The organism is Kitasatospora sp. NPDC097691, from assembly GCF_040302665.1.
In the GTDB taxonomy this organism is placed as follows: Bacteria; Actinomycetota; Actinomycetes; order Streptomycetales; family Streptomycetaceae; genus Kitasatospora.
Map to the genome: position 1 here is coordinate 23,617 of NZ_JBEORY010000057.1, position 23,161 is coordinate 46,777.

Below are 23,161 nucleotides of genomic sequence, written 5' to 3' on the forward strand. Positions count from 1 at the left end.
AGCGGGCGGATCGGGCCGTCGCTGGTCAGGCTGGACCGACAGCCGAGCAGTCAGCAGGACGGAGCCGCCATGCCCATCGACGCAGTCACCGAGGTGCCGATCCCGGTCAACGAGCCGGTGCACGCGTACGCGCCCGGCAGTCCGGAGCGGGACCGGCTGGTCCGGCGGCTGGACGAGCTGGCGGCCGAGCAGGTCCCGCTGCCGATGACCATCGGCGGCGAGCAGCGGTTCGGCGGCGGCGAGCGGATCGAGGTGGTCCAGCCGCACCACCACGCGGCCAAGCTGGGCGTGCTCGGCAACGCCACCCGGGAGGACGCCCGGGCGGCGGTGGACGCGGCGCTGGCCGCCGGGCGGCAGTGGCGCTCGCTCTCCTTCGACGACCGTGCCGCGGTGTTCCTGCGCGCCGCCGACCTGCTCGCCGGGCCCTGGCGGGAGACGCTGAACGCGGCCACCATGCTCGGCCAGTCCAAGACCGCGCAGCAGGCCGAGATCGACTCGGCCTGCGAGCTGATCGACTTCTGGCGGTTCAACGTCCATTTCGCCCGGCAGATCCTGGCCGACCAGCCGCTGTCCTCGCCCGGCGTGTGGAACCGCACCGACCACCGCCCGCTGGAGGGCTTCGTCTACGCGATCACGCCGTTCAACTTCACGGCGATCGCGGGCAACCTGCCCACCGCCCCCGCGCTGATGGGCAACACCGTGGTCTGGAAGCCGGCACCGACCCAGACCCTGGCCGCGTACCACCTGATGCGGCTGCTGGAGGCGGCCGGCCTGCCGCCCGGGGTGATCAACCTGGTGACCGGCGACGGCCTGCAGGTCTCCCCGGTCGCGCTGGCCGACCCGGCACTCGCCGGGCTGCACTTCACCGGCTCCACCGCCACCTTCCGGCACCTGTGGCAGACCATCGGCGCCAACCTCGGCGGCTACCGCACGTACCCGAGGATCGTCGGCGAGACCGGCGGCAAGGACTTCCTGCTGGCGCACCGGTCGGCCGACCCGGAGATCCTCAAGACCGCACTGATCCGCGGCGCCTTCGAGTACCAGGGCCAGAAGTGCTCCGCGCTCTCCCGCGCGTACCTGCCGCGCAGCCTCTGGCAGAAGATCAAGGACGACCTCCTGGCCGAGGTGGACGCGCTCGCCGTGGGCGACGTGACCGACCTGTCCAACTTCATGGGCGCCCTGATCGACCGGCGCGCCTTCGAGAAGAACCGGGACGCCATCGACCGCGCCAAGGCCGACCCGACGATCGAGCTGGCGGCCGGCGGCCAGTACGACGACGCGATCGGCTGGTTCGTCCGGCCCACCGTGCTGGTCACCTCCGACCACCGCGCCGAGATCTTCCGGACCGAGTACTTCGGCCCGATCCTCGCCGTCCACGTCTACGAGGACTCCCGCTGGGACGACGTGTTCCGCCGGATCGACGACGGTGCCCCGTACGGCCTGACCGGCGCGGTGATCGCGCAGGATCGTTACGCCATCGCCCAGGCCGTCGAGGAGCTGCGCTTCACCGCCGGGAACTTCTACATCAACGACAAACCCACCGGCGCCGTCGTCGGTCAGCAGCCCTTCGGCGGCGGCCGGGCCTCCGGCACCAACGACAAGGCCGGAGCCGCCCAGAACCTCCTGCGCTGGACCTCCGCCCGTTCGATCAAGGAGTCCTTCGTGCCGCCGACCGACCACCGCTACCCGCACATGGGCTGAGAGTGAACATCAGCCTCCGGTTTGGACATGCCGTCCAGGACGGACCCGACATCCTGCAGGTTTGCGCCTCCCTGTCCCTGTGCACCTTCGATTGATCCGGTTAGGCTGGCTGGCGTCGTCGGGTGGCTTGCAGGACGAACGTGACGTCCTACCCACTGGGAGGACGTTTCATGCGCGCCATGAGCCCCTTTCAGTCGGATAGTGCGGCAGGATTGCGGCTGACCCGTCGGTGTACACCCACACACCACCGAGTCACGCAACGGCGCGCGACAGGAGCCAAGAAGTCATGCAGACCAAGCTGGACGCAGCCAAGGCCGAACTGCTCAAGAAGGCAGCCGCAGCCGCTGAGAACAGCCAGGTGGGGGGAGCGGCGCCGGGAGAGGGTCTGAGCAACGGCGCTCTGACCGCGTACCTGCACCACTACTACCTCCACACCGCGCCCGAGGACCTGGTCGACCGCGACAAGGTCGACGTCTACGGCGCGGCCGCCTCCCACTACCGCCTGGGCCTCAAGCGCCCGCAGGGCACCGCCGAGGTGCGGGTCCACACCCCCTCGGTCGAGGAGAACGGCTGGTCCTGCGGCCACACGGTGGTCGAGGTGGTCACCGACGACATGCCGTTCCTGGTCGACTCCGTCACCAACGAGCTGTCCCGCCAGGACCGCGCGATCCACATCGTGATCCACCCCCAGCTGGTCGTCCGCCGTGACATCACCGGCAAGCTGCTGGAGATCCTGGACGTCGACGCCTGCTCCCGCAGCCAGGCCGCCGGCACCGAGTGGCCGGCCGACGCGACCGTCGAGTCGTGGATGCACATCGAGATCGACCGCGAGACCGACCGCGACGACCTGCGCACCATCGAGGGCGACCTGCGCCGCGTGCTCGGCGACGTCCGCGAGGTCGTCGAGGACTGGGGCAAGATGCGCGAGAGCGCGCTGCGCCTGGCCGACGAGCTCGCCGAGGAGCCCCCGGCCGGCCTGCCCGAGCAGGAGGTCGGCGAGGCCTGGGAGCTGATGCGCTGGCTCGCCGACGACCACTTCACCTTCCTCGGCTACCGCGAGTACGACCTGGTCGAGCACGAGGGCGAAGAGGTCCTCAAGGCCGTCGCCGGGACGGGCCTGGGCATCCTGCGCGCCGACCCGCACAGCCACGACGACCGCCACCACTCGGTCAGCGAGGCCTTCGGCCGGCTCTCCGCGCCGGTGCGCGCCAAGGCCCACGAGAAGAAGCTGCTCGTCCTGACCAAGGCCAACAGCCGCGCCACCGTGCACCGCCCGGCCTACCTCGACTACGTCGGGGTGAAGAAGTTCAACGCCGCCGGCGAGCCGATCGGCGAGCGCCGCTTCCTCGGCCTGTTCTCCTCCGCCGCCTACACCGAGTCGGTCACCCGCATCCCGGTCGTGCGCCGCAAGGTCCAGGCCGTCCTGGACGAATCCGGCTTCTCCAGCGAGAGCCACGACGGCCGCGACCTGCTGCAGATCATGGAGACCTTCCCGCGGGACGAGATCTTCCAGACCCCGGCCTCCGAGCTGCTCTCGATCGCCACGAGCGTGCTGTACCTGCAGGAGCGCCGCAAGCTGCGCCTCTTCCTGCGCCAGGACGAGTACGGGCGCTACTTCTCCGCCTTCATCTACCTGCCGCGCGACCGCTACACCACGCGGATCCGGCTGCTGCTCACCGACATCCTCAAGGAGGAGCTGAACGGCGCCACCATCGACTACACGGTGTACGCCACCGAGTCGGTGCTGACCCGCCTGCACTTCGTGGTCCGGGTCGCCCCGGGCACCGAGCTGCCGCACCTCTCCGACTCCGACATCGAGCGGATCGAGAACCGCCTGGCCGAGGCCGCCCGGTTCTGGATGGACGGCTTCCACGACCAGCTGCACCTCGACCTGGGCGAGGAGAAGGCCGCCGAGCTCGGCCACAAGTACGCCAACGCCTTCCCCGACGGCTACCGCGCCGACTTCCCGCCGCGCACCGCCGTCGCCGACATCAAGCAGATCGAGTCGCTGCACGGTGCGGGCGACTTCCGCCTGAACCTGTACCAGCCGGTCGGCGCCGGCGACGACGAGCGCCGCTTCAAGATCTACCGGGTCGGCGGTCCGATCTCGCTCACCGAGGTCCTGCCGGTGCTCCAGCGCCTGGGCGTCGAGGTGCTCGACGAGCACCCGTACGCGCTGCGCCGCTCCGACGGCACCACCGCGTGGGTCTACGACTTCGGCCTGAAGCTGAGCGAGGGCACCGGGCTCAGCGACGAGGCCCGCGAGCGCTTCCAGGAGACCTTCGCGGCCACCTGGACCGGCAAGGCCGAGAACGACGGCTTCAACGAGCTGGTCCTCACCGCCGGGCTGACCTGGCGGCAGGCGATGATGCTGCGCGCGTACGCCAAGTACCTGCGCCAGGCGGGCTCCACGTTCTCCCAGGACTACATGGAGGACGCGCTCCGCAACAACACCCACACCACCCGCCTGCTGGTCAACCTGTTCGAGGCCCGGCTGAGCCCGAGCCACCGTTCGGGCGCCCTGGAGCTGACCGAGGGCATCCTGGAGGAGCTGTCCGGCGCCCTCGACGAGGTCGTCTCGCTGGACGAGGACCGCATCCTGCGCTCCTTCCTGAACCTCATCAAGGCCACCCTGCGGACCAACTTCTTCCAGCACGCCGCCGACGGCGACTGGCACACCTACGTGTCGATGAAGTTCGACCCGAAGGCCGTCCCGGACCTGCCGGCCCCGCGCCCGGCGTTCGAGATCTGGGTCTACTCGCCGCAGGTCGAGGGCGTGCACCTGCGCTTCGGCAAGGTCGCCCGCGGCGGTCTGCGCTGGTCCGACCGGCGCGAGGACTTCCGCACCGAGATCCTGGGCCTGGTCAAGGCGCAGATGGTCAAGAACACCGTCATCGTGCCGGTCGGCGCCAAGGGCGGCTTCGTCGCCAAGCAGCTGCCGGACCCGTCGGTGGACCGCGACGCGTGGCTGGCCGAGGGCGTCTCCTCGTACAAGACCTTCATCTCGGCGCTGCTCGACATCACCGACAACCTGGTCGGCGGCGAGGTCGTGCACCCGGCCGACGTGGTCCGCCACGACGAGGACGACACCTACCTGGTCGTCGCCGCCGACAAGGGCACCGCGACCTTCTCCGACATCGCCAACGGCGTCGCCGAGTCGTACGGCTTCTGGCTGGGCGACGCGTTCGCCTCCGGCGGTTCGGCCGGCTACGACCACAAGGGCATGGGCATCACCGCCCGCGGCGCCTGGGAGTCGGTCAAGCGCAACTTCCGCGAGCTCGGCGTCGACACCCAGACCGAGGACTTCACCGTCATCGGCATCGGCGACATGTCCGGCGACGTCTTCGGCAACGGCATGCTGCTCAGCGAGCACATCCGCCTGGTCGCCGCCTTCGACCACCGTCACATCTTCCTGGACCCGAACCCGGACGCGGCCGCCTCGTACGCCGAGCGCCGCCGTCTGTTCGACCTGCCGCGCAGCTCCTGGGACGACTACGACAAGTCGCTGATCTCGGCCGGCGGCGGGGTCTTCCCGCGGTCCGCGAAGGCCATCCAGCTGACCCCGCAGGTCCGCGCCGCGCTCGGCGTCGAGACGAGCAAGCTCACCCCGGCCGAGCTGATGAAGGCGATCCTGCAGGCGCCGGTCGACCTGTTCTGGAACGGCGGCATCGGCACCTACATCAAGTCCTCCGCCGAGACCAACGCCGAGGTCGGCGACAAGTCCAACGACGCCATCCGGGTCAACGGCGAGCAGGTCCGGGCCCGGGTCATCGGCGAGGGCGGCAACCTCGGTTGCACCCAGCTCGGCCGCATCGAGTACGCGGCCACCGGCGGCCCGGAGGGCACCGGCGGCTGGATCAACACCGACGCGATCGACAACTCGGCCGGTGTGGACACCTCGGACCACGAGGTCAACATCAAGATCCTGCTCAACCAGGTCGTCGCCGAGGGCGACATGACGGTCAAGCAGCGCAACGCCCTGCTGGCCGAGATGACCGACGAGGTCGGCCACCTGGTGCTGCGCAACAACTACGCGCAGAACGTGGTGCTGGCCAACGCCGTCGCCCAGGCGCACAGCATGGTCAACGTCCACGCCCGGATGATCAACCGCTTCGAGGCGGCCGGCCGCCTCGACCGGGGGCTGGAGTTCCTGCCCACCGAGCGCCAGATCCGTGACCGCCAGCAGAACGGCCGCGGGCTCTCCCAGCCCGAGATGTCCGTGCTGCTCGCCTACACCAAGATCATCCTGGCCGACGAGCTGCTGGCCACCGACCTGCCCGACGATCCGTACTTCCGCGCCGCGCTGCACGAGTACTTCCCCAGCGCCCTGCGGGCCCGGTTCGCCGACGCGATCGACAGCCACGCGCTGCGCCGCGAGATCATCACCACGCTGATCGTCAACGACACGATCAACCGCGGTGGCTGCACCTTCGCCTTCCGTCTGAAGGAGGAGACCGGCGCGACCTACGAGGAGATCGCCCGGACGCACACCGCCGCGCGGGCCGTCTTCGGCCTGGAGACGATCTGGGGCGAGATCGAGGGCCTGGACAACCAGGTCCCGGCCCGGGGGCAGACCAAGATGCGTCTGCACTCGCGCCGCCTGGTCGAGCGCGCCACCCGGTGGATGCTCAACAACCGCCGCCAGCCGCTCGACATCGCCGGCACCATCGAGTTCTTCCACGACCGGGTCAACCAGGTCTGGGGCTCGCTGCCCAAGCCGCTGCGCGGCGAGGACCTCGCCTGGTTCGAGTCCGTGTACGACGAGCTCGCCGCGGCCGGTGTGCCGGAGGAGCTGGCCACCCGGATCGCCGGCCTCTCCTCGGTCTTCCCGACCCTGGACATCACCGAGGTCGCGGACCGCTCCGGCAAGGACGTCGCCGACGTCGCCGAGCTCTACTACGACCTGGGCGACCGGCTGCAGATCTCGCACCTGCTCGACCGCATCATCGAGCTGCCCCGCACCGACCGCTGGTCGTCGATGGCCCGGGCCGCGATCCGCGAGGACCTCTTCGCGGCGCACGCGGCGCTGACCGCCGACATCCTGGCCTGCGGCCCCGAGGGTGCCACCCCGGAGGAGCGCTACACGGCCTGGGCCGAGCTCAACGCCACGCTGCTCAACCGGGCCAAGAGCACCCTCGACGACATAAGGGGTTCGGACAACTACGAGCTGTCCAGCCTCTCGGTCGCGATGCGCGTCATCCGCACCCTGCTGCGCACCGGTTCGATGCGCTGACGGACAGCCGCACGGAAGGGCCCGCGTCCACGGACGCGGGCCCTTCCGCGTACCCGGACCCCTGCCGCTCGCGCGGGCCCCCGTGACTCCGGAAACCGATTGTGGATCATGCGCGGCCCTTCGCTACGGTGATCCCCGATCGACCAAGTGGGGGTAAAGAACATGGGGAACAACCGAGCCTCGGTCCGCGCGGTGGGTGTGGGCATCTCGGTGGCGCTGCTGGTCGCCGGAGCGGCGGCCTGCTCGTCCGACGACAAGAAGAAGGACACGGCCAAGGCCGACACCGCGGCGACGGCCCAGCCGGGCGCGTCCTCGGCGGCGCCCTCGCCCAAGGGGCCGGAGGCCTTCGCGGCGGCCGGCTACCGCGGCCTGAAGCCGGGCATGGCGAAGGACGCGGGTCTGGCCACCGGGGCACTGGAGGCCGCGCCGGTCTCGCTGCTCGACGGCTGCACGGACTTCGTCTACAAGGGCGGCCCGGTGCCCGACCAGGCCCGGATGACCGCCGAGGCGGCCACCGAGGCCCGCTACAAGGACCTCAACGCCAAGGCCGACGCGGCTGCCGGCAAGACGCCCGCCCCCGGGGGCACCCTGCCGCCGAACGCCTCCGCGAAGGACGCGGCGGCGGCCGCCGCCGGTTCGGCCGCCGCGGCCAAGGACTCGGCCGCCACCGCCAAGCTGATGGCGGACGCGACGCAGTCCATCGTCGACATGATGGTCGCCCGGGAGACCAAGGAGAAGGCGTACCTGGCCACCGGTCGGGTCTCCTTCGCCGCGGCGGGCCTGCGCGAGCTGGTCGCCCCGGCGGAGGCGAAGACGGCCGAGGGCGTCGGCGCCGGCACCACCCTGGAGGCCCTGCAGGCGGCGTACGGCGCCAAGGGCCTCCAGCTCGCCAAGAGCGGGAAGTACGTGTTCCCGGTGGAGGGCCAGCAGGGCTGGCAGTACGAGTTCACCATGGACGGCGGCAAGGTCGCGGGGATGGCCGTGGTGAACCGCGACCTGAAGTGCGTCTGACCGGGCCGACCGGCTGACCGGCCGCGGAGGGCCCCGACGAACCACCCGGTTCGTCGGGGCCCTCCGTCGTTCGGCCGGGGGGCGGGCCCGACGGTTCGCCCGTGGGGACGCCTGCGGCGGGTCCGTCAGCGGCCGTTGGTGCGGAGCGGGCCGCCGGGATCAGCGCTGGGCGGCGGCGCGTTGGAGGGCGCTGGCCAGGAGGGCGAGGTCGGTGGGGCCGTTGCCGAGTTCGCGGACCGGGCGGCGGGCGGGCGGGGCGCCGAGCTGGAGCGGGTCTATGGCGACCACCGTCGGGCGCAGGGTGGCGGTGCGCGGGATGCGGCCGCTGATCCGGGCGGTCTGGAAGGCGGTGACGCCGCCGTCCGGCAGCCGCAGGTAGCCGCGGCCGGGGGTGTCCTCGGGGAGCGCTGCCGCGTCGCCGAGGTGGATCAGCAGGTCGGAGTCGGCCGGGTCGTCGGTGCGCAGCGCGATCCGCAGCAGGGCGGCCTCGTCCACCTCGGTGCCGGCGCTCTCCTCCGGGCGGCCGGTGGCGACGGCGAGGTGGACGCCGAGCGGGCCGCCGCGGCGGGCGATGTCGGCGAGCGCGCGGGCGAGCGGGCGGCCGGCCGGGGAGGTGGGGGAGAGCAGGGCGTCGTAGTCGTCCACGACGACGACCAGGCGGGCGGGGACGGGTGTCGCGGGGGCGGGCGTCGCGGGGGTGCCGGGCCGGGGGCCGTCCGCGCTGCGCGGCGCGATGATCCGGGGCGCGGGGGCGGCCGCGGCTCCGACGGTGGCGGGCACCGGCACCTGCGGGTGGTCCGCGGCCGCCGGCTGCTCGTCCAGGCCGTGCTGTGCGTCCAGGATCCGTGCGGCGTGCCAGGACGCGAAGTCCAGCCCGTCGAACAGCCGCTCCCGCAGGGCGAGTTCGTCCTCCAGCGTCTCGGCGGCGAGGAGTGCGGCGCGCGGGTCGGCGGCGGCGTTCACCAGCCCGGTGACGTGCGGCAGCTCGGTGCAGCCGTCCAGGCCGTCCTCGGTGGCCCGGCCCTCGACGATCGTGACGGTCAGCCGCTCGGGGCGCTCGGAGACGGCGAGCGAGGCGATCAGGGTGCGCAGCAGCTCGGTCTTGCCGGAGCCGCGGGCGCCGCCGATCAGCAGGTGCGGGCCGCCGGGGTCGGGGGAGGGGAGGGCGAGCTCGGGGTCGGCCAGGTCGAGCGTGCACAGCTCGTCCCGGGTGGTGCCGAGCAGTGCGGTGGCGGCGCCGATGCCGCCCGCGTGCGCGGCCCAGCGGGCGGACAGCTTGGCCGGGGTGACGGTGTCGAGCTGCAGCAGGTCGAGCAGGCGCAGCGCGTCGGGCAGCGGGCCGCGGGCGGCCGGGGCGGCCTCGCGCAACGGGGCGAGGACGCGGGCCAGCCGTTCGGCCCAGGCGTCGGAGACGGCGTCCAGCGAGACCTCGTGCAGGGTCTCGCGGCCTCGGGCGACGGGGCGGTCGAGCGAGAGCTGGGTGCCGACCTCGCCGGTGATCAGGGCGGTGGCGCCGAGGCCCCGGGGGAGCAGCTCGGGCTGCTCGGCGAGGCAGATCGGGAAGATGCCGACCGCCGGGCCCTGGCGCAGCAGCAGGTCGAGCGCGTGCCGGGCGGTCTCGGTGGCCGGGCGGCCGTCCACCACGACCACGGTGGCGGGGTGGCCGCCGAGGCCGCTGGGGCCGCTGAGCCGGGCGGTGAGCTCGGTCAGCCGGGCGGTGGCCTGATCGTCGTCGAGGCCGAGCAGCAGGCGGCAGTCCTGGCCGTCGGCCGGGCGCAGGTGGGGCAGCCACAGGGCCCAGGCCCAGGTGTCGGCGCGCTCCTCGGGGGCGCGGGTCGGGTCGGCGTCGACGACGACCAGGCTCAGGCCGGTGGGCGGGTGCAGTGCGGCGAGCTGGGCGACGACGGCGCGGGTGAGCGCGTCCAGGCGTTCGCGCGGGCCGCAGAGGCCGAGGCTGCCGGCGGTCTGCAGGTCGAGGGTGACCGGGACGGCGGGCAACAGGGTGCCGGGCGTGGTGCCGGGGCCGCCGGGTCGGTCGGCGGTGCCCAGGCGCAGGGTGAGCGCGTCGGGGTGGCCGGGGCCGCGCTCCCACAGCCGGGGGCCGGGGCCGACGGCGCTGAGCAGCAGGGCGGCGAGGTCGGGCCAGCGCTCGCGCTGGGCGGCGGTCTGGCGCAGTCGTACGGCGGCGTGGTGGCGTTCGGCGCTCTCCTGGCCGGGCGGTTCTGCGGCACGGCCGGGCAGCAGCGAGAACAGGCCGCGGCCGCGGCCGGGGGCGGGTTCGGGGGCGGCGGGCGGCTCGGCCACCGGCGGGGTGGGCCGGACGGGGCCCGGCGCGGCGAGCTGGAGGTGGCCGTGGCCGTCGGGCAGGGCGGCGCGGACGGCCCCGGCGGCGTCGGCCGGGTCGGGGGCGGTCACCTGGAGGGTCGACTCGCCGATCCGCAGGAGGGCGCCGGGTTCCAGCGGGACGGCGGCCTCGGACGGGCCGGGCGGGACGAGCCGGCCGTCCAGGGTGGTGCCGTTGGTGGAGCCGAGGTCGCGGACGGAGACCCGGCCGTCGTCGGTGAGGTGCAGCGCGAGGTGCAGCCGGGAGACGTCCGGGTCGTCGAGCGGGACGTCGGCCTCACCGGAACGGCCGATCCGGATCTCGCGGCCGTGCAGCCGGTGCACGCCGCCGGCGTCCGGTCCGCCGACGACGCGCAGTTCGGCGGCGGCGGGGGTGTCGTCGGCGCCGTCGGCGGTCGGGTCGGGCTCGTTGAGGCTGAGGACGGCTCCGTCGAGCAGCGGGGGGTGGCCGAGCAGGGTGTGCTCGTCCACCCGGTGCGCCCCGGCGTACAGGTGCACATGGGTGGCGGCCCGCGGCCCGCGCACGCCGACCGCGCCGGCGAGGGCGCCCGCGATGGCGCCGAGCGCGGTGCCGACGGGAGCGGTGACCAGCACGTCCACGTAGGGGATGGCGGAGCCGGCGGCGGTCGGGCCGCTGCGCGGTCGGAGGACGGTCAGCCGGATCTGCATCTCGCCCGCGGGTCCCTTCTGCTGGTGTGAAGCCTGGTACCCCGGCGCCGTCGCGGACGCACCGGGCGGCCGCGGCGACCCCATTGGGCCACACGAGTGGCGAGTGTCCATCCTGCCATCCGGCACGGACGGTCCGCGCACGGTACCGGATTTGACGATCTTGCGATCATCGCCATGGTGGAGGCGACGGTGAGTCAGGTCAACCACCCCCCTCGCGGCCCCCGGGCAGGCCCGCCGACCGGCTCCGGGCACTCCCCTAGGGGATGTCCCCCAACCCTGCTCGGATGGCCTGCCGGTCACCCCGAAAACCCGAACGGACACCGTTAGAGTGGCCGCAGACACGGGCCCGGCAGGCTCACCGCACCGGCGGAGGAGCGCCCCGCGCGGGCGGCACGGCGAGGAGTGCGACAGGTGCGGCCAGTCGGCAGCAAATATCTGCTGGATGAGACCCTCGGACGGGGCGCGACCGGAACCGTCTGGCGCGGCGTGGTGCGCGAGGACGTCCAGGTGCCGGGCAGCGAGCCCGGGCAGCGGGTGGCGATCAAGGTGCTGCGCGAGGAGCTGGCGGCCGACCCCGACGTCGTGATGCGCTTCCTGCGCGAGCGCTCGCTGCTGCTGCGGCTGACCCACCCCAACATCGTCCGGGTCCGCGACCTGGTCGTCGAGGGCGAGCTGCTGGCCCTGGTGATGGACCTGGTGGAGGGCCCCGACCTGGCCCGCTACCTGCGCGCCAACGGCCCGTTCAGCCCGATCGCGGGCGCCCTGCTGATGGCCCAGGTGGCGGACGCGCTGGCAGCCAGCCACGCGGACGGGATCGTCCACCGCGACCTCAAGCCGGCCAACGTGCTGCTCGCCTCCACCGTGGTGGACGGTGTGGAGCGGATGCACCCGCTGCTCACCGACTTCGGCATCGCCCGCCTCGCCGACTCCCCGGGCGTCACCCGCACCCACGAGTTCGTCGGCACCCCCGCGTACGTCGCGCCGGAGTCCGCCGAAGGCCGCCCGCAGACCTCCGCGGTGGACGTGTACGGCGCCGGGATCATGCTGTACGAGCTGGTCACCGGCCGCCAGCCGTTCCAGGGCGACAGCGCGCTCGCGGTCCTCCAGGCCCACCTGGCGCAGGAGCCGCAGCGGCCCAGCACCATGCCCGAGCCGCTCTGGACGGTGATCGAGCGCTGCCTGCGCAAGGATCCGGCCCAGCGGCCCGGCGCCACCTCGCTGGCCCGCGCCCTGCGGGTGGTCGCCGCCGGGGTCGGCGTGCACGCCTCGCCGGCAGCGGTGGACGAGGCGCTGGCCGTCGCCGCCCTGCTGCAGCCCGACCCGCAGCCCACCGTCGTCCCCGGCGCCGTCCCGGCGGGGCCGGCCGGCACCGAGGACCGGACCCGGGTGCTGCCGCCGAGCGCGCCCGACGCCCCGCACCACGACCCGGCCGCGGCGACCCGGGTGATGGGCACCCAGCCGCCGCCCGCGCCCCCGTACGGCGCCCCCGACCGCACCCGGGTGATGCCGCCCGTCGCCGTGCCGCCGCCCCCGCCCACCGCGCCCCCGGGGCCGCAGGAGGAGGCGCCGCACCCGTGGCAGACCCAGCTGCGCGCGGCGCGGGACCGCAACCAGCAGACCGAGGTCGGCTACTTCGGCCCGGAGGACTACGAGGAGTACGGCGAGCCGCAGGTCGCCCCGCCGCCCTACCAGGCCGGACACGGGGGGCAGCCCGGCCGGGCGCCGGGCCGTCCGCCGCAGGGGCAGCCGCCGGCCGGCTACCGGCAGGCCCCGCCGCCGCCCGGCTACGCGCAGCGCCCGCCGGTGGCCCCGCCGCCCTACCAGGCCCGCCAAGGGGGCCAGGCCGGCCAGGCGCCCCAGGGCGGACGCCCGGGTCGGCAGCAGCAGCCGCAGCCGCCCGGCGGCTACCGGCAGGCCCCGGCCGGGTACGGCCAGCCGCAGGGCGGCTACCCGCCGCCCGCGCCCGCCCCGGCGGCGCGCCGGGCCGAGCCGCCCGCGCCGCAGTACCGGGAGGCCCCGCCGCGCCGCGAGGAGCCGCCGCGCGAGCCCGCCCGCCGCGAGCCCGCGCCGGCCCGCGAGCGGCGCCCGCGCAGCCGCAACCGGATGTACATCCCGGGGCTCGGCTGCCTCAAGGGCTGCCTGATGGTGCTGCTGGTGCTGGCCGTGGCCGCGCTGGCGCTGTGGAACTTCACGCCGCTGCCGCACTACTGGGACAACGTCGTGGGCTGGTTCGACTCGGCGCGGGACTGGGTGAACGGGGTCTTCGGCAAGTAGCGCCGCCGCGGCCCCGGGCCGGCCCGCTCCGGCAGGCCCGGATCGGCCCGGTTCGGCCCGGTTCGGCCGGCGGAGCGGGCTGATCGGGACTCCGAACCGGTGCCGGGCGGCAAGATTGACGCTTTGTCGACAATTCACGAGATTTCCCGCCCGAGACTCCCGCTCCGGGCCCCTCAGGCGGCCCCCGCGGGGCCTCCGGGCGCGTAGGTTGGTCGCTGTTGTCCCGCCCCACCGAGCGAACCGGACCCCCGGAGCGCTCCCGCCGCCCACGGAGCAGCATTGGCACGCAAGATCGGCAGCCGGTACACCGTCCACCAGGTGATCGGCCGGGGTTCGGCCGGGACGGTCTGGCTCGGTGAGGGGCCCGACGGCCCGGTGGCGGTCAAGCTGCTGCGCGAGGACCTCGCCTCCGACCAGGTGCTGGTCGGCCGCTTCGTCCAGGAGCGCACCGCGCTGACCAGCCTCGACCACCCCCGGGTGGTCGGCGTGCGCGACATGGTCGTGGACGGCAGCGACCTCGCCCTGGTGATGGAGCTGGTCCAGGGCACCGACCTGCGCTCCCGGCTGGAGCGGGACAGCGCGCTGCCCCCGCAGACCGCCGCCTCGATCATCGCCGACGTCGCCGACGGCCTGGCCGCCGCGCACGCGGCCGGGATCGTCCACCGCGACGTCAAGCCGGAGAACGTCCTGCTCGACCTCGCCGCCGCCCCCGGCCCCGGCGGCGCCCCGCGCGCCAAGCTGACCGACTTCGGCGTGGCCCGCCTGGTCGACGCCCCGCGCCGCACCCGCGCCACCCGGATCATCGGCACCCCCGACTACCTCGCCCCCGAGATCATCGAGGGCCTGGAGCCGCGCGCCGCCGTCGACATCTACGCCCTCGCCACCGTGCTGTACGAGCTGCTGGCCGGCTCCACCCCGTTCGGCGGCGGCCACACCGGCGCGGTGCTGCGCCGGCACGTCACCGAGCAGGTGCCGCCGATCCCCGGCCTGCCGGACGGGCTGTGGCGGATCATCTCCGAGTGCCTGGCCAAGGCCCCGGCCTCCCGGCTGCGGGCCGCCGAGCTGGCCGTCCGGCTGCGCGAGCAGCTGCCCTCGCTGGCGGGCCTGCCGGTGCTCGCCGTGCCCACCCAGGGCCGCGCCCCGGCCGAGGAGCAGCTGACCCCCGGCGAGGCGGTCTACGCCGAGGTCGACGCCGGCCCGGGCCTGCACAAGCGCCGCCGCGGCCCGGCCGTCCCGCTGGTCCCCGGCGTCGCCCCGGACTCCACCCGGGACACCCACACCAGCCTGCGCCGCCCGTCCGCCGAGGAGCTGGCCGCGTACGCCGCCGAGTCCCGCGCCCAGCGCACCGCGCCGGGCCACCGCCGGGACCGCCAGGCCCTGCTGCGCCGCCGACGGCTGCTGGCCGTCCTGCTGGCCACCGTCCTGCTGCTGGCGGGTGCCGCCGCGGCCTGGACGGCCTTCGCGGCCACCGAGCCGGGCGGCGGCCACCCGGCCCGTCCGGCCGTCCACAGCACCGCCCCGCGGGCGCCCTGACCCCGATGGGAACGGGGGTGTCGTCATGACCACCCCCGGAACCATTACCCTGGGGGGCGTGGCAGCCGTCGATCCTTCCGAAGAGCTCAAGAACCTCGATACGACCATGGGGTCGATCGAGGCCGTCCTCGACCTGGACAAGATCCGGGCCGACATCGCGGTCCTGGAGGAGGAGGCAGCCGCCCCCACCCTGTGGGACGACGTCGCGAACGCGCAGAAGGTGACCAGCCGGCTCTCCTTCCTCCAGGGCGAACTGCGCCGGGTCGAGGGCCTCCGCAGCCGTATCGACGACCTGGGCGTGCTGTTCGAGCTGGCCGAGGCCGAGGACGACGCGGACACCCGCGCCGAGGCCGAGGTCGAGCTCGTCGCCCTCCAGAAGGCGGTCGAGGAGCTGGAGGTCCGCACCCTTCTGTCCGGCGAGTACGACGCCCGCGAGGCGCTGATCAACATCCGTGCCGAGGCCGGTGGCGTGGACGCCGCCGACTTCGCCGAGCAGCTGATGCGCATGTACCTGCGCTGGGCCGAGCGGCACGGGTACCCCACCGAGGTGTACGACACCTCGTACGCCGAAGAGGCCGGCATCAAGTCCGCGACCTTCACCGTGAAGGCGCCGTACGCCTACGGCACCCTCTCGGTCGAGCAGGGCACCCACCGCCTGGTCCGCATCTCCCCCTTCGACAACCAGGGCCGTCGGCAGACCTCCTTCGCCGGCGTCGAGGTGCTCCCGGTCGTCGAGCAGTCCGACCACGTCGACATCGACGAGGGCGAGCTGCGCGTGGACGTCTACCGCGCCTCCGGCCCCGGCGGCCAGGGCGTCAACACCACCGACTCGGCGGTGCGCATCACGCACATCCCGACCGGCATCGTGGTCTCCTGCCAGAACGAGCGCTCGCAGATCCAGAACAAGGCGTCCGCGATGAACGTCCTCCAGGCCAAGCTGCTGGAGCGGCGCCGCCAGGAGGAGAAGGCGGCGATGGACGCACTCAAGGACAGCGGCAGCTCCTGGGGCAACCAGATGCGCTCCTACGTCCTGCACCCGTACCAGATGGTCAAGGACGTCCGCACCGCGTACGAGGCCGGCAACCCGCAGGCCGTGCTGGACGGCGACATCGACGGCTTCATCGAGGCCGGGATCCGCTGGCGCAAGCAGCGCGAGACGTCGACCGAGGCGTGAGGAGTCCGGCCTCGATGAAGATCAAGCACAGCATCGAGGCCGGGATCCGCCGGCGCAAGCAGCGCGAGACCAGCGCCGAGTAAACGCAGGACATAGAGCGAAGGGCCCCCGACCGCAGTGGTCGGGGGCCCTTCGTCGTCGGTCGGCGGACTCAGGCCAGCGCCTGCCGGGCGATCAGCGCCACCGCGAGCAGCCCGGCCAGCAGGGCCAGCAGCAACGCGGGGGAGAGCGCGGCGAACGGCCCCTGCTGCTCCTGCAGCCGGGCCCGGTTGGCGCGGCACACCGGGCAACGCCCGTCGCTGACGCGGCCGTTGCAGTTGGCGCACACCAGATGGTCGCAGGTCATGCGATCTCCTCCTCGCTGCTTACTGCAAACGCACCGGACGGGGCTTTGGTTCCATTTCTTGCCCTGTACGGGGGAGCGGCCGGACACGGTCGCCACCTCCACTCTGCCAGGTTCCGGCGGTTCCGGCTCCCGGGCTGTGAGATGCCTCGCAATATTCGGGGCATAAGCGGACATTCTCCCGCAGATTCCGGGTACTGTCACGGGCTGCCCCTGCGGGCCGGTTGCCGATTCGCGTATGGTCCCAGACCGGGAGCGGCCGTCTGCGCTCCTTTCGCCCGCGCCCGGCCCGGGCCCCCGGGGCGGATCGACCGAGGAATGGCGCCGCCTAGGATGGCCTCCGTGATGCAGCCGTGATCAGATTCGACAACGTCTCCAAGACCTATCCCAAGCAGAACCGTCCCGCCCTGGACAACGTCTCGCTGGAGATCGAAAAGGGCGAGTTCGTCTTCCTGGTCGGCTCGTCCGGCTCGGGCAAGTCCACCTTCCTGCGCCTGTGCCTGCGAGAGGAGCGGCCCAGTACGGGCGCGGTGCACGTGCTGGGCAAGGACCTCGGCAAGCTGTCCAACTGGAAGGTGCCGCACATGCGCCGCCAGCTGGGCACCGTCTTCCAGGACTTCCGCCTGCTCCCCAACAAGACGGTCGCGCAGAACGTCGCCTTCGCCCTGGAGGTGATCGGCAAGCCCAAGAGCGCCATCAACAAGGTGGTGCCCGAGGTGCTGGAGCTGGTCGGCCTGGGCGGCAAGGAGGACCGCATGCCCGGCGAGCTGTCCGGTGGTGAGCAGCAGCGCGTGGCGATCGCCCGTGCCTTCGTGAACCGCCCGATGCTGCTGATCGCGGACGAGCCCACCGGCAACCTCGACCCGCAGAACTCGGTCGGCATCATGAAGCTGCTCGACCGCATCAACCGCACCGGCACCACGGTGCTGATGGCCACCCACGACCAGGCGATCGTCGACCAGATGCGCAAGCGCGTCATCGAGCTCGACAAGGGGCTGCTCGTCCGCGACCAGGCCCGCGGCGTCTACGGGTACCAGCACTGACCCACCAGCGCTGACCCCGTAGGGCCGCCGGCCCGAATCGCCAGACCCAGAGCAGTACCGACCCTGGAGTTGTTTCCGCATGCGTGCCCAGTTCGTCCTGTCGGAGATCGGTGTGGGTCTCCGACGCAACCTGACGATGACCATCGCGGTCGTCGTCAGCGTCGCGCTCTCCCTCGCTCTCGCCGGTTCCTCGCTCCTGGTCCGCGACCAGGTGAACAGCATGAAGGGGTACTGGTACGACAAGGTCGAGGTGAGCATCTACTTCTGCACCAAGGCGGATGCCCGCAACGCGCCCCAGTGCGACAAGGGCGCGGCCACCGACCAGCAGGTCCAGGACATCAAGGACCAGCTGGACAAGATGACCTCGGTGGTCCAGTCCTCCACCTACGAGAGCTCCCCCGAGGCGTACAAGCACTGGAAGGAGATGAACCCGGACAACCCGCTCATCTCCGTCCTGGGCCCGGACGCCATGCCGCAGTCCTGGCGGGTCAAGCTCAACGACCCGACCAAGTACGACGTGATCCAGAGCGCCTTCGCCGGCAAGCCGGGCGTGAAGTCGGTCGAGGACCAGCGGAAGATCCTGGAGAACCTGTTCGGCCTGCTCAACGGCCTGCAGACGGCGGCATTCGTGATCATGGTGCTGATGCTCTTCGTGGCCCTGCTGCTGATCGTCAACACCGTCCGGGTGTCGGCGTACAGCAGGCGGCGCGAGACCGGCATCATGCGCCTGGTCGGTGCCTCGAACTTCTACGTCCAGATGCCGTTCATCGCCGAGGCCGCGTTCGCCGCGCTGCTCGGCGCGGTGATGGCCTCCGGACTGCTGGTCGGCGGGCACTTCTTCGTCCAGAACTGGCTGGCCGACCGGGTGCAGTTCATCCACTTCATCGGCCTCGGCTCGGTGCTCGCGGTGATACCGCTGCTGGTCGTGGTGGGTATGGGCATGGCCGGTGTGGCGGCGTTCTTCACGCTGCGCAAGTACCTCAAGGTCTGATCCCGGACGCCTCGGCGGCCCCGGACGGCACTGCGCCGTCCGGGGCCGCCGCCGTTCCGCGCTCCCCGTTCCGGCCCTCCGCGCGCGACACGGTGTCTACACTCCGATGCCATGCTGCAAACTCCGCGCAGGGCACGTCAGGTGGCCGCCCTCAGCCTGGTGTTCGGTGCCGTCCTGCTGGTCGGCGCGGCCACCGGGGCCTGGGGGGACCCGAGCGACCTGCCGCCCCGCCCCTCCGCCGACGCCGCCCGGGCCGGCGGCGGCGGGCTCCCGGCGGACCCGGCCGGCAGCGCACTGTCCGAGCAGCAGGCCGAGCACCTGCTCGGGGCCAACGGCGACCGCTGGGGCGCGTACTACAGCGCGCAGGAGTACGCCGAGTTCAGCCAGGGACTGGACGGCCGGTACCTGGGCGTCGGCCTCTCCGTGGGCCGCGGCCAGGACGGCGTCACCGAGGTCTCCCAGGTCGCGCCCGAAGGCCCGGCGGCCGCGGCCGGGATCGCGCCCGGCGACCGGCTGCTGCGGATCGGCCAGGACCAGGCCGACCACCTGCCGGTCACCGAGGTGGTCGCGCGGCTGCGCGGCCAGGGCGACGAGCGCAAGGCCGGCTCCGAGGTCACCCTGGAGGTCCGGCGCGGCGAGGGCGACGTGCGCGAACTGCGGCTGCGGCGCGCGCTGCTGGACAGCCAACAGGTCGCCGCGGAGCACCTGGACAAGGGCGTCCTGCGGATCACCGTGCGGGCCTTCACCAGCGGCGTGGCCGATCGGGTGCGCGCCGCGCTGCGCGCCCCGCACACCGGCGTGGTGCTCGATCTGCGCGGGAACTCCGGCGGGTTGGTCGACGAGGCGGCCGGCACCGCCGGGATCTTCCTGGACGGCGGCCCGGTCGGCTCGTACCAGGAGCGCGGCGGGACCAGGGAGTTGACCGCCCCGCGCGGCGGCGACCAGCGCACCCCGCTGGTGGTGCTGGTGGACGGCGGCACGATGAGCGCCGCCGAACTGCTCGCCGGCGCCCTGCAGGACCGCAGCCGCGCCGTGGTGGTGGGCACGCGGACCTTCGGCAAGGGCACCGTGCAGCAGCCCAGCCGGCTCGCCGACGGCGCGGTGCTGGAGATGACCGTCGGCCGCTACTTCACCCCGGCCGGCCGCTCCCCGGACGGCACCGGCCTCACCCCCGACGTCCCGGCGGCCACCGGCGAGGACGCCGACGCGCTCGCCCTGCGCGTCCTCGCGGGGCTCGGCACCCGGGCCTGAGCGCCGGGACCCGCGCCTAAAGCAGCTGCCCGACCCGGCCCCGAAGTGCGAGAATGACCGCGCTATGGCAAAGGAAACGGGACACAAGCTGATCGCGCAGAACAAGAAGGCGCGACACGAGTACACGATCCTCGACACCTACGAGTGCGGCCTCGTACTCACGGGCACCGAGGTCAAGTCGCTGCGCGAGGGGCGGGCCAACCTGGTCGACGGCTACGCCTACATCCAGAACCACGAGGCGTGGATCGACAACGTCTTCATCCCCGAGTACACCCAGGGGACGTGGACCAACCACGCGGCCCGGCGCAAGCGCAAGCTGCTGCTGCACAGGATGGAGATCCACAAGATCGAGACCAAGGTCCGCGACGCGGGCCACACCCTGGTCCCGCTCTCGCTGTACTTCAAGGACGGCCGGGTCAAGCTGGAGCTCGCGCTCGCCGTCGGCAAGAAGCTGTACGACAAGCGCCAGACGCTCCGCGAGAAGCAGGACACCCGCGAGACGGCCCGTGCGGTGGCGGCGGCGCGGCGGCGCCAGGGTTAATCCGCTGGACCCTCGCCCGTCGCCTCGCGTACTATGGCGCAAGCAACACGGACGGTCACAGTCCGAGCTGTTTCTCAAAAAAACATGGGGATGATCGGTTTCGACAGGGGATGTTGAAACAGGGGAAGCGAGCCGAGGAACGCGGCAATGATCTCGTAAACCACGTGTCGCAAAAAAATAATCGCCAACTCTAAGCGCGATTCCCAGCAGTTCGCTCTCGCTGCCTAATAAGCACCGATAGCGCTTGGGTGTCAGACCGGGGAGTTCCCGACCCGGACCCTGGCATAATCTAGGGAACTCAACCGTCCGCCCGGGCTGCGGGGGTGGATGGGAAATCAAACAGCAGCTGGGCCTGTTGGCGGCTTGTCCGCGTGACCGCCAGGGCCGAGAAAATCACAGCGGACTGCGCTCGGAGAAGCCCTGAATTGACTCCACTGGACCCGGGTTCGATTCCCGGCATCTCCACCACCCCATGTTCATACCGAAGGCCGTCCACCGCTCCGCGGAGGGCGGCCTTCAACTTTTGTACGTTCCGGAGCAGCGCACCGCGGGGGTCGCGGCGTAGGATCATCCGTCCGCTCGTTTTCCGGAGCCGGATTCCGCCGCAACCACCGAGGCCATGAGCAACACGGACACCACCCCCACCGCCGATCACGAGACCGTCCGCGAGCGCGAGATCGCCGGTGAGCAGCAGCACCTCGACACCGTCTACCACCGGTTGGAGGAGAAGCTCGCCGAGGCCGAGTACATCCTGGAGGACGCCGCCAAGCGGGTCCAGGTCGGTACTCCCGGCGCGCTCGCCGAACGCGACGCCCAGGTCTACCGGGCCGGCGCGCACCTCCAGCGCCTCAACAACGAGTTCGAGGACTTCCTCTTCGGCCGGATCGACCTCCAGCAGGCGGACGCCCCGGAGGAGCACGGCATCCCCTCGAACACCCCAATGGACCCGGCCGACCCGGTCGTGGCCGAGACCCTCCACATCGGCCGCCTGGGCGTGCTGGACGCCGAGTACGGCCCGCTGGTGATCGACTGGCGCGCGCCCGCCGCCGCCCCGTTCTACCGCGCGACCCCGGTCGAGCCCGGCCGGGTCATCCGCCGCCGGGTGATCCGCTCCAAGGGCCGCAAGGTGATCGGCGTCGAGGACGACCTGCTGCGCCCCGACCTCACCCCGACCCTGGACGGCGAGGAGCTGGCCGTGGTCGGCGACGGCGCGCTGATGGCCTCGCTGGGCCGGGCCCGCAGCCACTCGATGCGCGACATCGTCTCCTCGATCCAGAAGGAGCAGGACGAGGTGATCCGCGCCGCCGCGGCCGGGGCCACCCTCGTCACCGGCGGCCCCGGCACCGGCAAGACCGCCGTCGCCCTGCACCGCGCCGCCTACCTGCTCTACCAGGACCGCCGCCGCTACGCCGGGGGCATCCTGGTAGTCTCGCCGACCCCGCTGCTGGTCTCCTACACCGAGGGCGTGCTGCCCTCGCTCGGCGAGGAGGGCCAGGTCGCCATCCGGGCCGTCGGCTCCCTGGTGGACGGCATCGAGGCGGGCAGCTACGACACCCCCGAGGCGGCGCGGGTCAAGGGCTCGGCCCGGATGGCGCAGCTGCTGCGCCGGGCCGCCCGTGCGGCGCTGGAGCTGGGTGCGCCGCAGGAGCTGAAGGTGGTCGCCCGCGGCGAGGTGCTGAAGCTGGACGCGGGCCGGCTGAAGGCCGTCCGCGGCAACGTGGTGGGCTCCGGCGGCACCCCGCTGAACCTGCTGCGCCCGCGCGCCCGCCGGCTGCTGCTGGACGCCCTGTGGCAGGAGGTCGTCAAGAACCTCCCGAAGCCCACCGACCACTACGCCCGGGAGCAGCGCCAGGAGGAGAAGGAGAGCTTCGACGAGTACGTCTCGGACGAGGCGCCGTTCCTGGACTTCCTGGACGCCTGGTGGCCCGCCGTGACCCCGCGGCGGGTGCTGGGCACGCTCAAGCAGCACCGCCACATCAACCGGATCGCCCGCCGCGCCGTCACGCCGGACGAGGCGCGGCTGCTGGCCGCCTCCTGGCGCCACCTGTCCCCGGAGGGCCAGGGGGCGCTGTCCGCGCACGACGTCGCGCTGCTGGACGAGCTCCAGGTGCTGCTCGGCGAGCCGGCCCGGCCGAAGGTCCGCGAGGTGGACGCGATGGACCTGCTGACCGGCCTGGAGGAGGTCACCACCTTCGCCGACCGCTCCACCCGCCAGCGCGACCGCCAGCCGGTGGAGCGCAAGGAGTACGCCCACATCATCGTGGACGAGGCCCAGGACCTCACCCCGATGCAGTGGCGGATGATCGGCCGCCGGGCCCGGATGGCCACCTGGACGATCGTCGGCGACCCGGCCCAGTCCTCCTGGCCGTTCCCGCAGGAGGCCCAGTCCGCGCTGGACGAGGTGCTGGCCGGCAAGCCGCGCCGCCGCTTCACGCTGACGGTGAACTACCGCAACCCGGCCGAGATCGCCGAGGTCGCGGCCAAGGTGCTGGCGCTGGCCGCGCCGGGCACGCCCTCGCCGAGCGCGGTCCGACACGTCGGCGTGGAGCCGCGCTTCGCGGCCGTCACCGACCCCTCGCCGGCGGCCTTCGGCAAGGCCGCCAGGGCCGAGTTGGAGCGGCTGCTGGCCGAGGTGGACGGCACCGTGGCGATCGTCGTGCCGATGGACCGCCGGGCCGAGGCGGCCGGCTGGGCCGAGGGCCTGGGCGAGCGCGTGGTGCCGCTGGGCAGCCTTGAGGCGAAGGGCCTGGAGTACGACGCGACGGTGGTGGCCGACCCGACCGGCATCGCCGGCGAGTCGGAGGCCGGCCTGCGGGTGCTGTACGTGGCGCTGACCCGCGCGACCCAGCGGCTGACCGTGCTGTCCGGCCCGGACGACCTGCCGGACGCGGACGGCGTGCCCGCGCTGCTGCACGGCTGACGGTCGCTGACGGACCGCCGCGCGAACGGAAGAAGGCCCCCCACCGCTTGGTGAGGGGCCTTCAGACGTTTAGTACACCGACCCGCCATGCTCGCCTCGCGGCAAGTGGTCCCTCGAAGGGACGAAGGTTGGGC

General features: G+C 72.9%; 13 protein-coding genes and 1 other RNA gene. 12 read left to right on the plus strand and 2 right to left on the minus strand.

The window, feature by feature from the left end; genetic code table 11:
- The first annotated feature begins 75 nt into the window (after positions 1 to 75).
- From pruA to ABTY56_RS30305, 3 genes are all read left to right on the plus strand, one after another.
- On the plus strand, positions 76 to 1,701 hold the full coding sequence (gene pruA / locus ABTY56_RS30295) for an L-glutamate gamma-semialdehyde dehydrogenase (protein ID WP_350632565.1): 1,626 nt from the start codon (positions 76 to 78) through the stop codon (positions 1,699 to 1,701).
- Between the two features lie 286 nt (positions 1,702 to 1,987).
- A complete protein-coding gene (locus tag ABTY56_RS30300; RefSeq protein WP_350632541.1) occupies positions 1,988 to 6,934 on the plus strand; it encodes an NAD-glutamate dehydrogenase in 4,947 nt (1,648 codons plus the stop codon).
- A gap of 162 nt (positions 6,935 to 7,096) precedes the next feature.
- Complete coding sequence (locus tag ABTY56_RS30305; protein WP_350632542.1) at positions 7,097 to 7,945, plus strand: hypothetical protein; 849 nt, start codon at positions 7,097 to 7,099, stop codon at positions 7,943 to 7,945.
- A gap of 159 nt (positions 7,946 to 8,104) precedes the next feature.
- On the opposite strand, the gene ABTY56_RS30310 is transcribed toward ABTY56_RS30305, so the two are convergent.
- Positions 8,105 to 10,957 (minus strand): FtsK/SpoIIIE domain-containing protein, encoded by a 2,853-nt coding sequence (locus ABTY56_RS30310; protein WP_350632543.1) that lies wholly within the window; start codon positions 10,955 to 10,957, stop codon positions 8,105 to 8,107.
- A gap of 411 nt (positions 10,958 to 11,368) precedes the next feature.
- On the opposite strand from ABTY56_RS30310, the gene ABTY56_RS30315 reads away from it, so the two are divergent.
- The 3 genes from ABTY56_RS30315 (at position 11,369) to prfB (ending at position 15,938) form a co-directional block, all read left to right on the plus strand.
- Complete coding sequence (locus ABTY56_RS30315; RefSeq protein WP_350632544.1) at positions 11,369 to 13,231, plus strand: serine/threonine-protein kinase; 1,863 nt, start codon at positions 11,369 to 11,371, stop codon at positions 13,229 to 13,231.
- Between the two features lie 279 nt (positions 13,232 to 13,510).
- Positions 13,511 to 14,764, plus strand: a complete 1,254-nt coding sequence (locus tag ABTY56_RS30320) for a serine/threonine-protein kinase (protein WP_350632545.1) — start codon at positions 13,511 to 13,513, stop codon at positions 14,762 to 14,764.
- 58 nt (positions 14,765 to 14,822) lie between these two features.
- Positions 14,823 to 15,938, plus strand: a complete 1,116-nt coding sequence (gene prfB / locus ABTY56_RS30325) for a peptide chain release factor 2 (RefSeq protein ID WP_350632546.1) — start codon at positions 14,823 to 14,825, stop codon at positions 15,936 to 15,938.
- A gap of 151 nt (positions 15,939 to 16,089) precedes the next feature.
- Here the strand turns inward: prfB and ABTY56_RS30330 are convergent, their stop codons facing one another.
- Positions 16,090 to 16,284, minus strand: a complete 195-nt coding sequence (locus tag ABTY56_RS30330) for a hypothetical protein (RefSeq protein ID WP_097237691.1) — start codon at positions 16,282 to 16,284, stop codon at positions 16,090 to 16,092.
- A 350-nt stretch (positions 16,285 to 16,634) separates the two neighbouring features.
- Between ABTY56_RS30330 and ftsE the strand changes: the two genes are divergently transcribed.
- The 6 genes from ftsE (at position 16,635) to ABTY56_RS30360 (ending at position 23,027) form a co-directional block, all read left to right on the plus strand.
- Complete coding sequence (ftsE, locus tag ABTY56_RS30335; protein WP_030059730.1) at positions 16,635 to 17,324, plus strand: cell division ATP-binding protein FtsE; 690 nt, start codon at positions 16,635 to 16,637, stop codon at positions 17,322 to 17,324.
- A gap of 79 nt (positions 17,325 to 17,403) precedes the next feature.
- Positions 17,404 to 18,315 (plus strand): permease-like cell division protein FtsX, encoded by a 912-nt coding sequence (ftsX, locus tag ABTY56_RS30340; RefSeq protein ID WP_350632547.1) that lies wholly within the window; start codon positions 17,404 to 17,406, stop codon positions 18,313 to 18,315.
- Between the two features lie 111 nt (positions 18,316 to 18,426).
- A complete protein-coding gene (locus ABTY56_RS30345) occupies positions 18,427 to 19,566 on the plus strand; it encodes a S41 family peptidase (protein WP_350632548.1) in 1,140 nt (379 codons plus the stop codon).
- Between the two features lie 64 nt (positions 19,567 to 19,630).
- Entirely contained in the window at positions 19,631 to 20,107 is a 477-nt protein-coding gene (gene smpB / locus ABTY56_RS30350) for an SsrA-binding protein SmpB (RefSeq protein ID WP_350632549.1), read from the plus strand.
- A gap of 86 nt (positions 20,108 to 20,193) precedes the next feature.
- Positions 20,194 to 20,575: a transfer-messenger RNA gene (gene ssrA / locus ABTY56_RS30355) on the plus strand.
- 151 nt (positions 20,576 to 20,726) lie between these two features.
- A complete protein-coding gene (locus tag ABTY56_RS30360) occupies positions 20,727 to 23,027 on the plus strand; it encodes a HelD family protein (RefSeq protein ID WP_350632550.1) in 2,301 nt (766 codons plus the stop codon).
- Positions 23,028 to 23,161 lie beyond the last annotated feature (134 nt).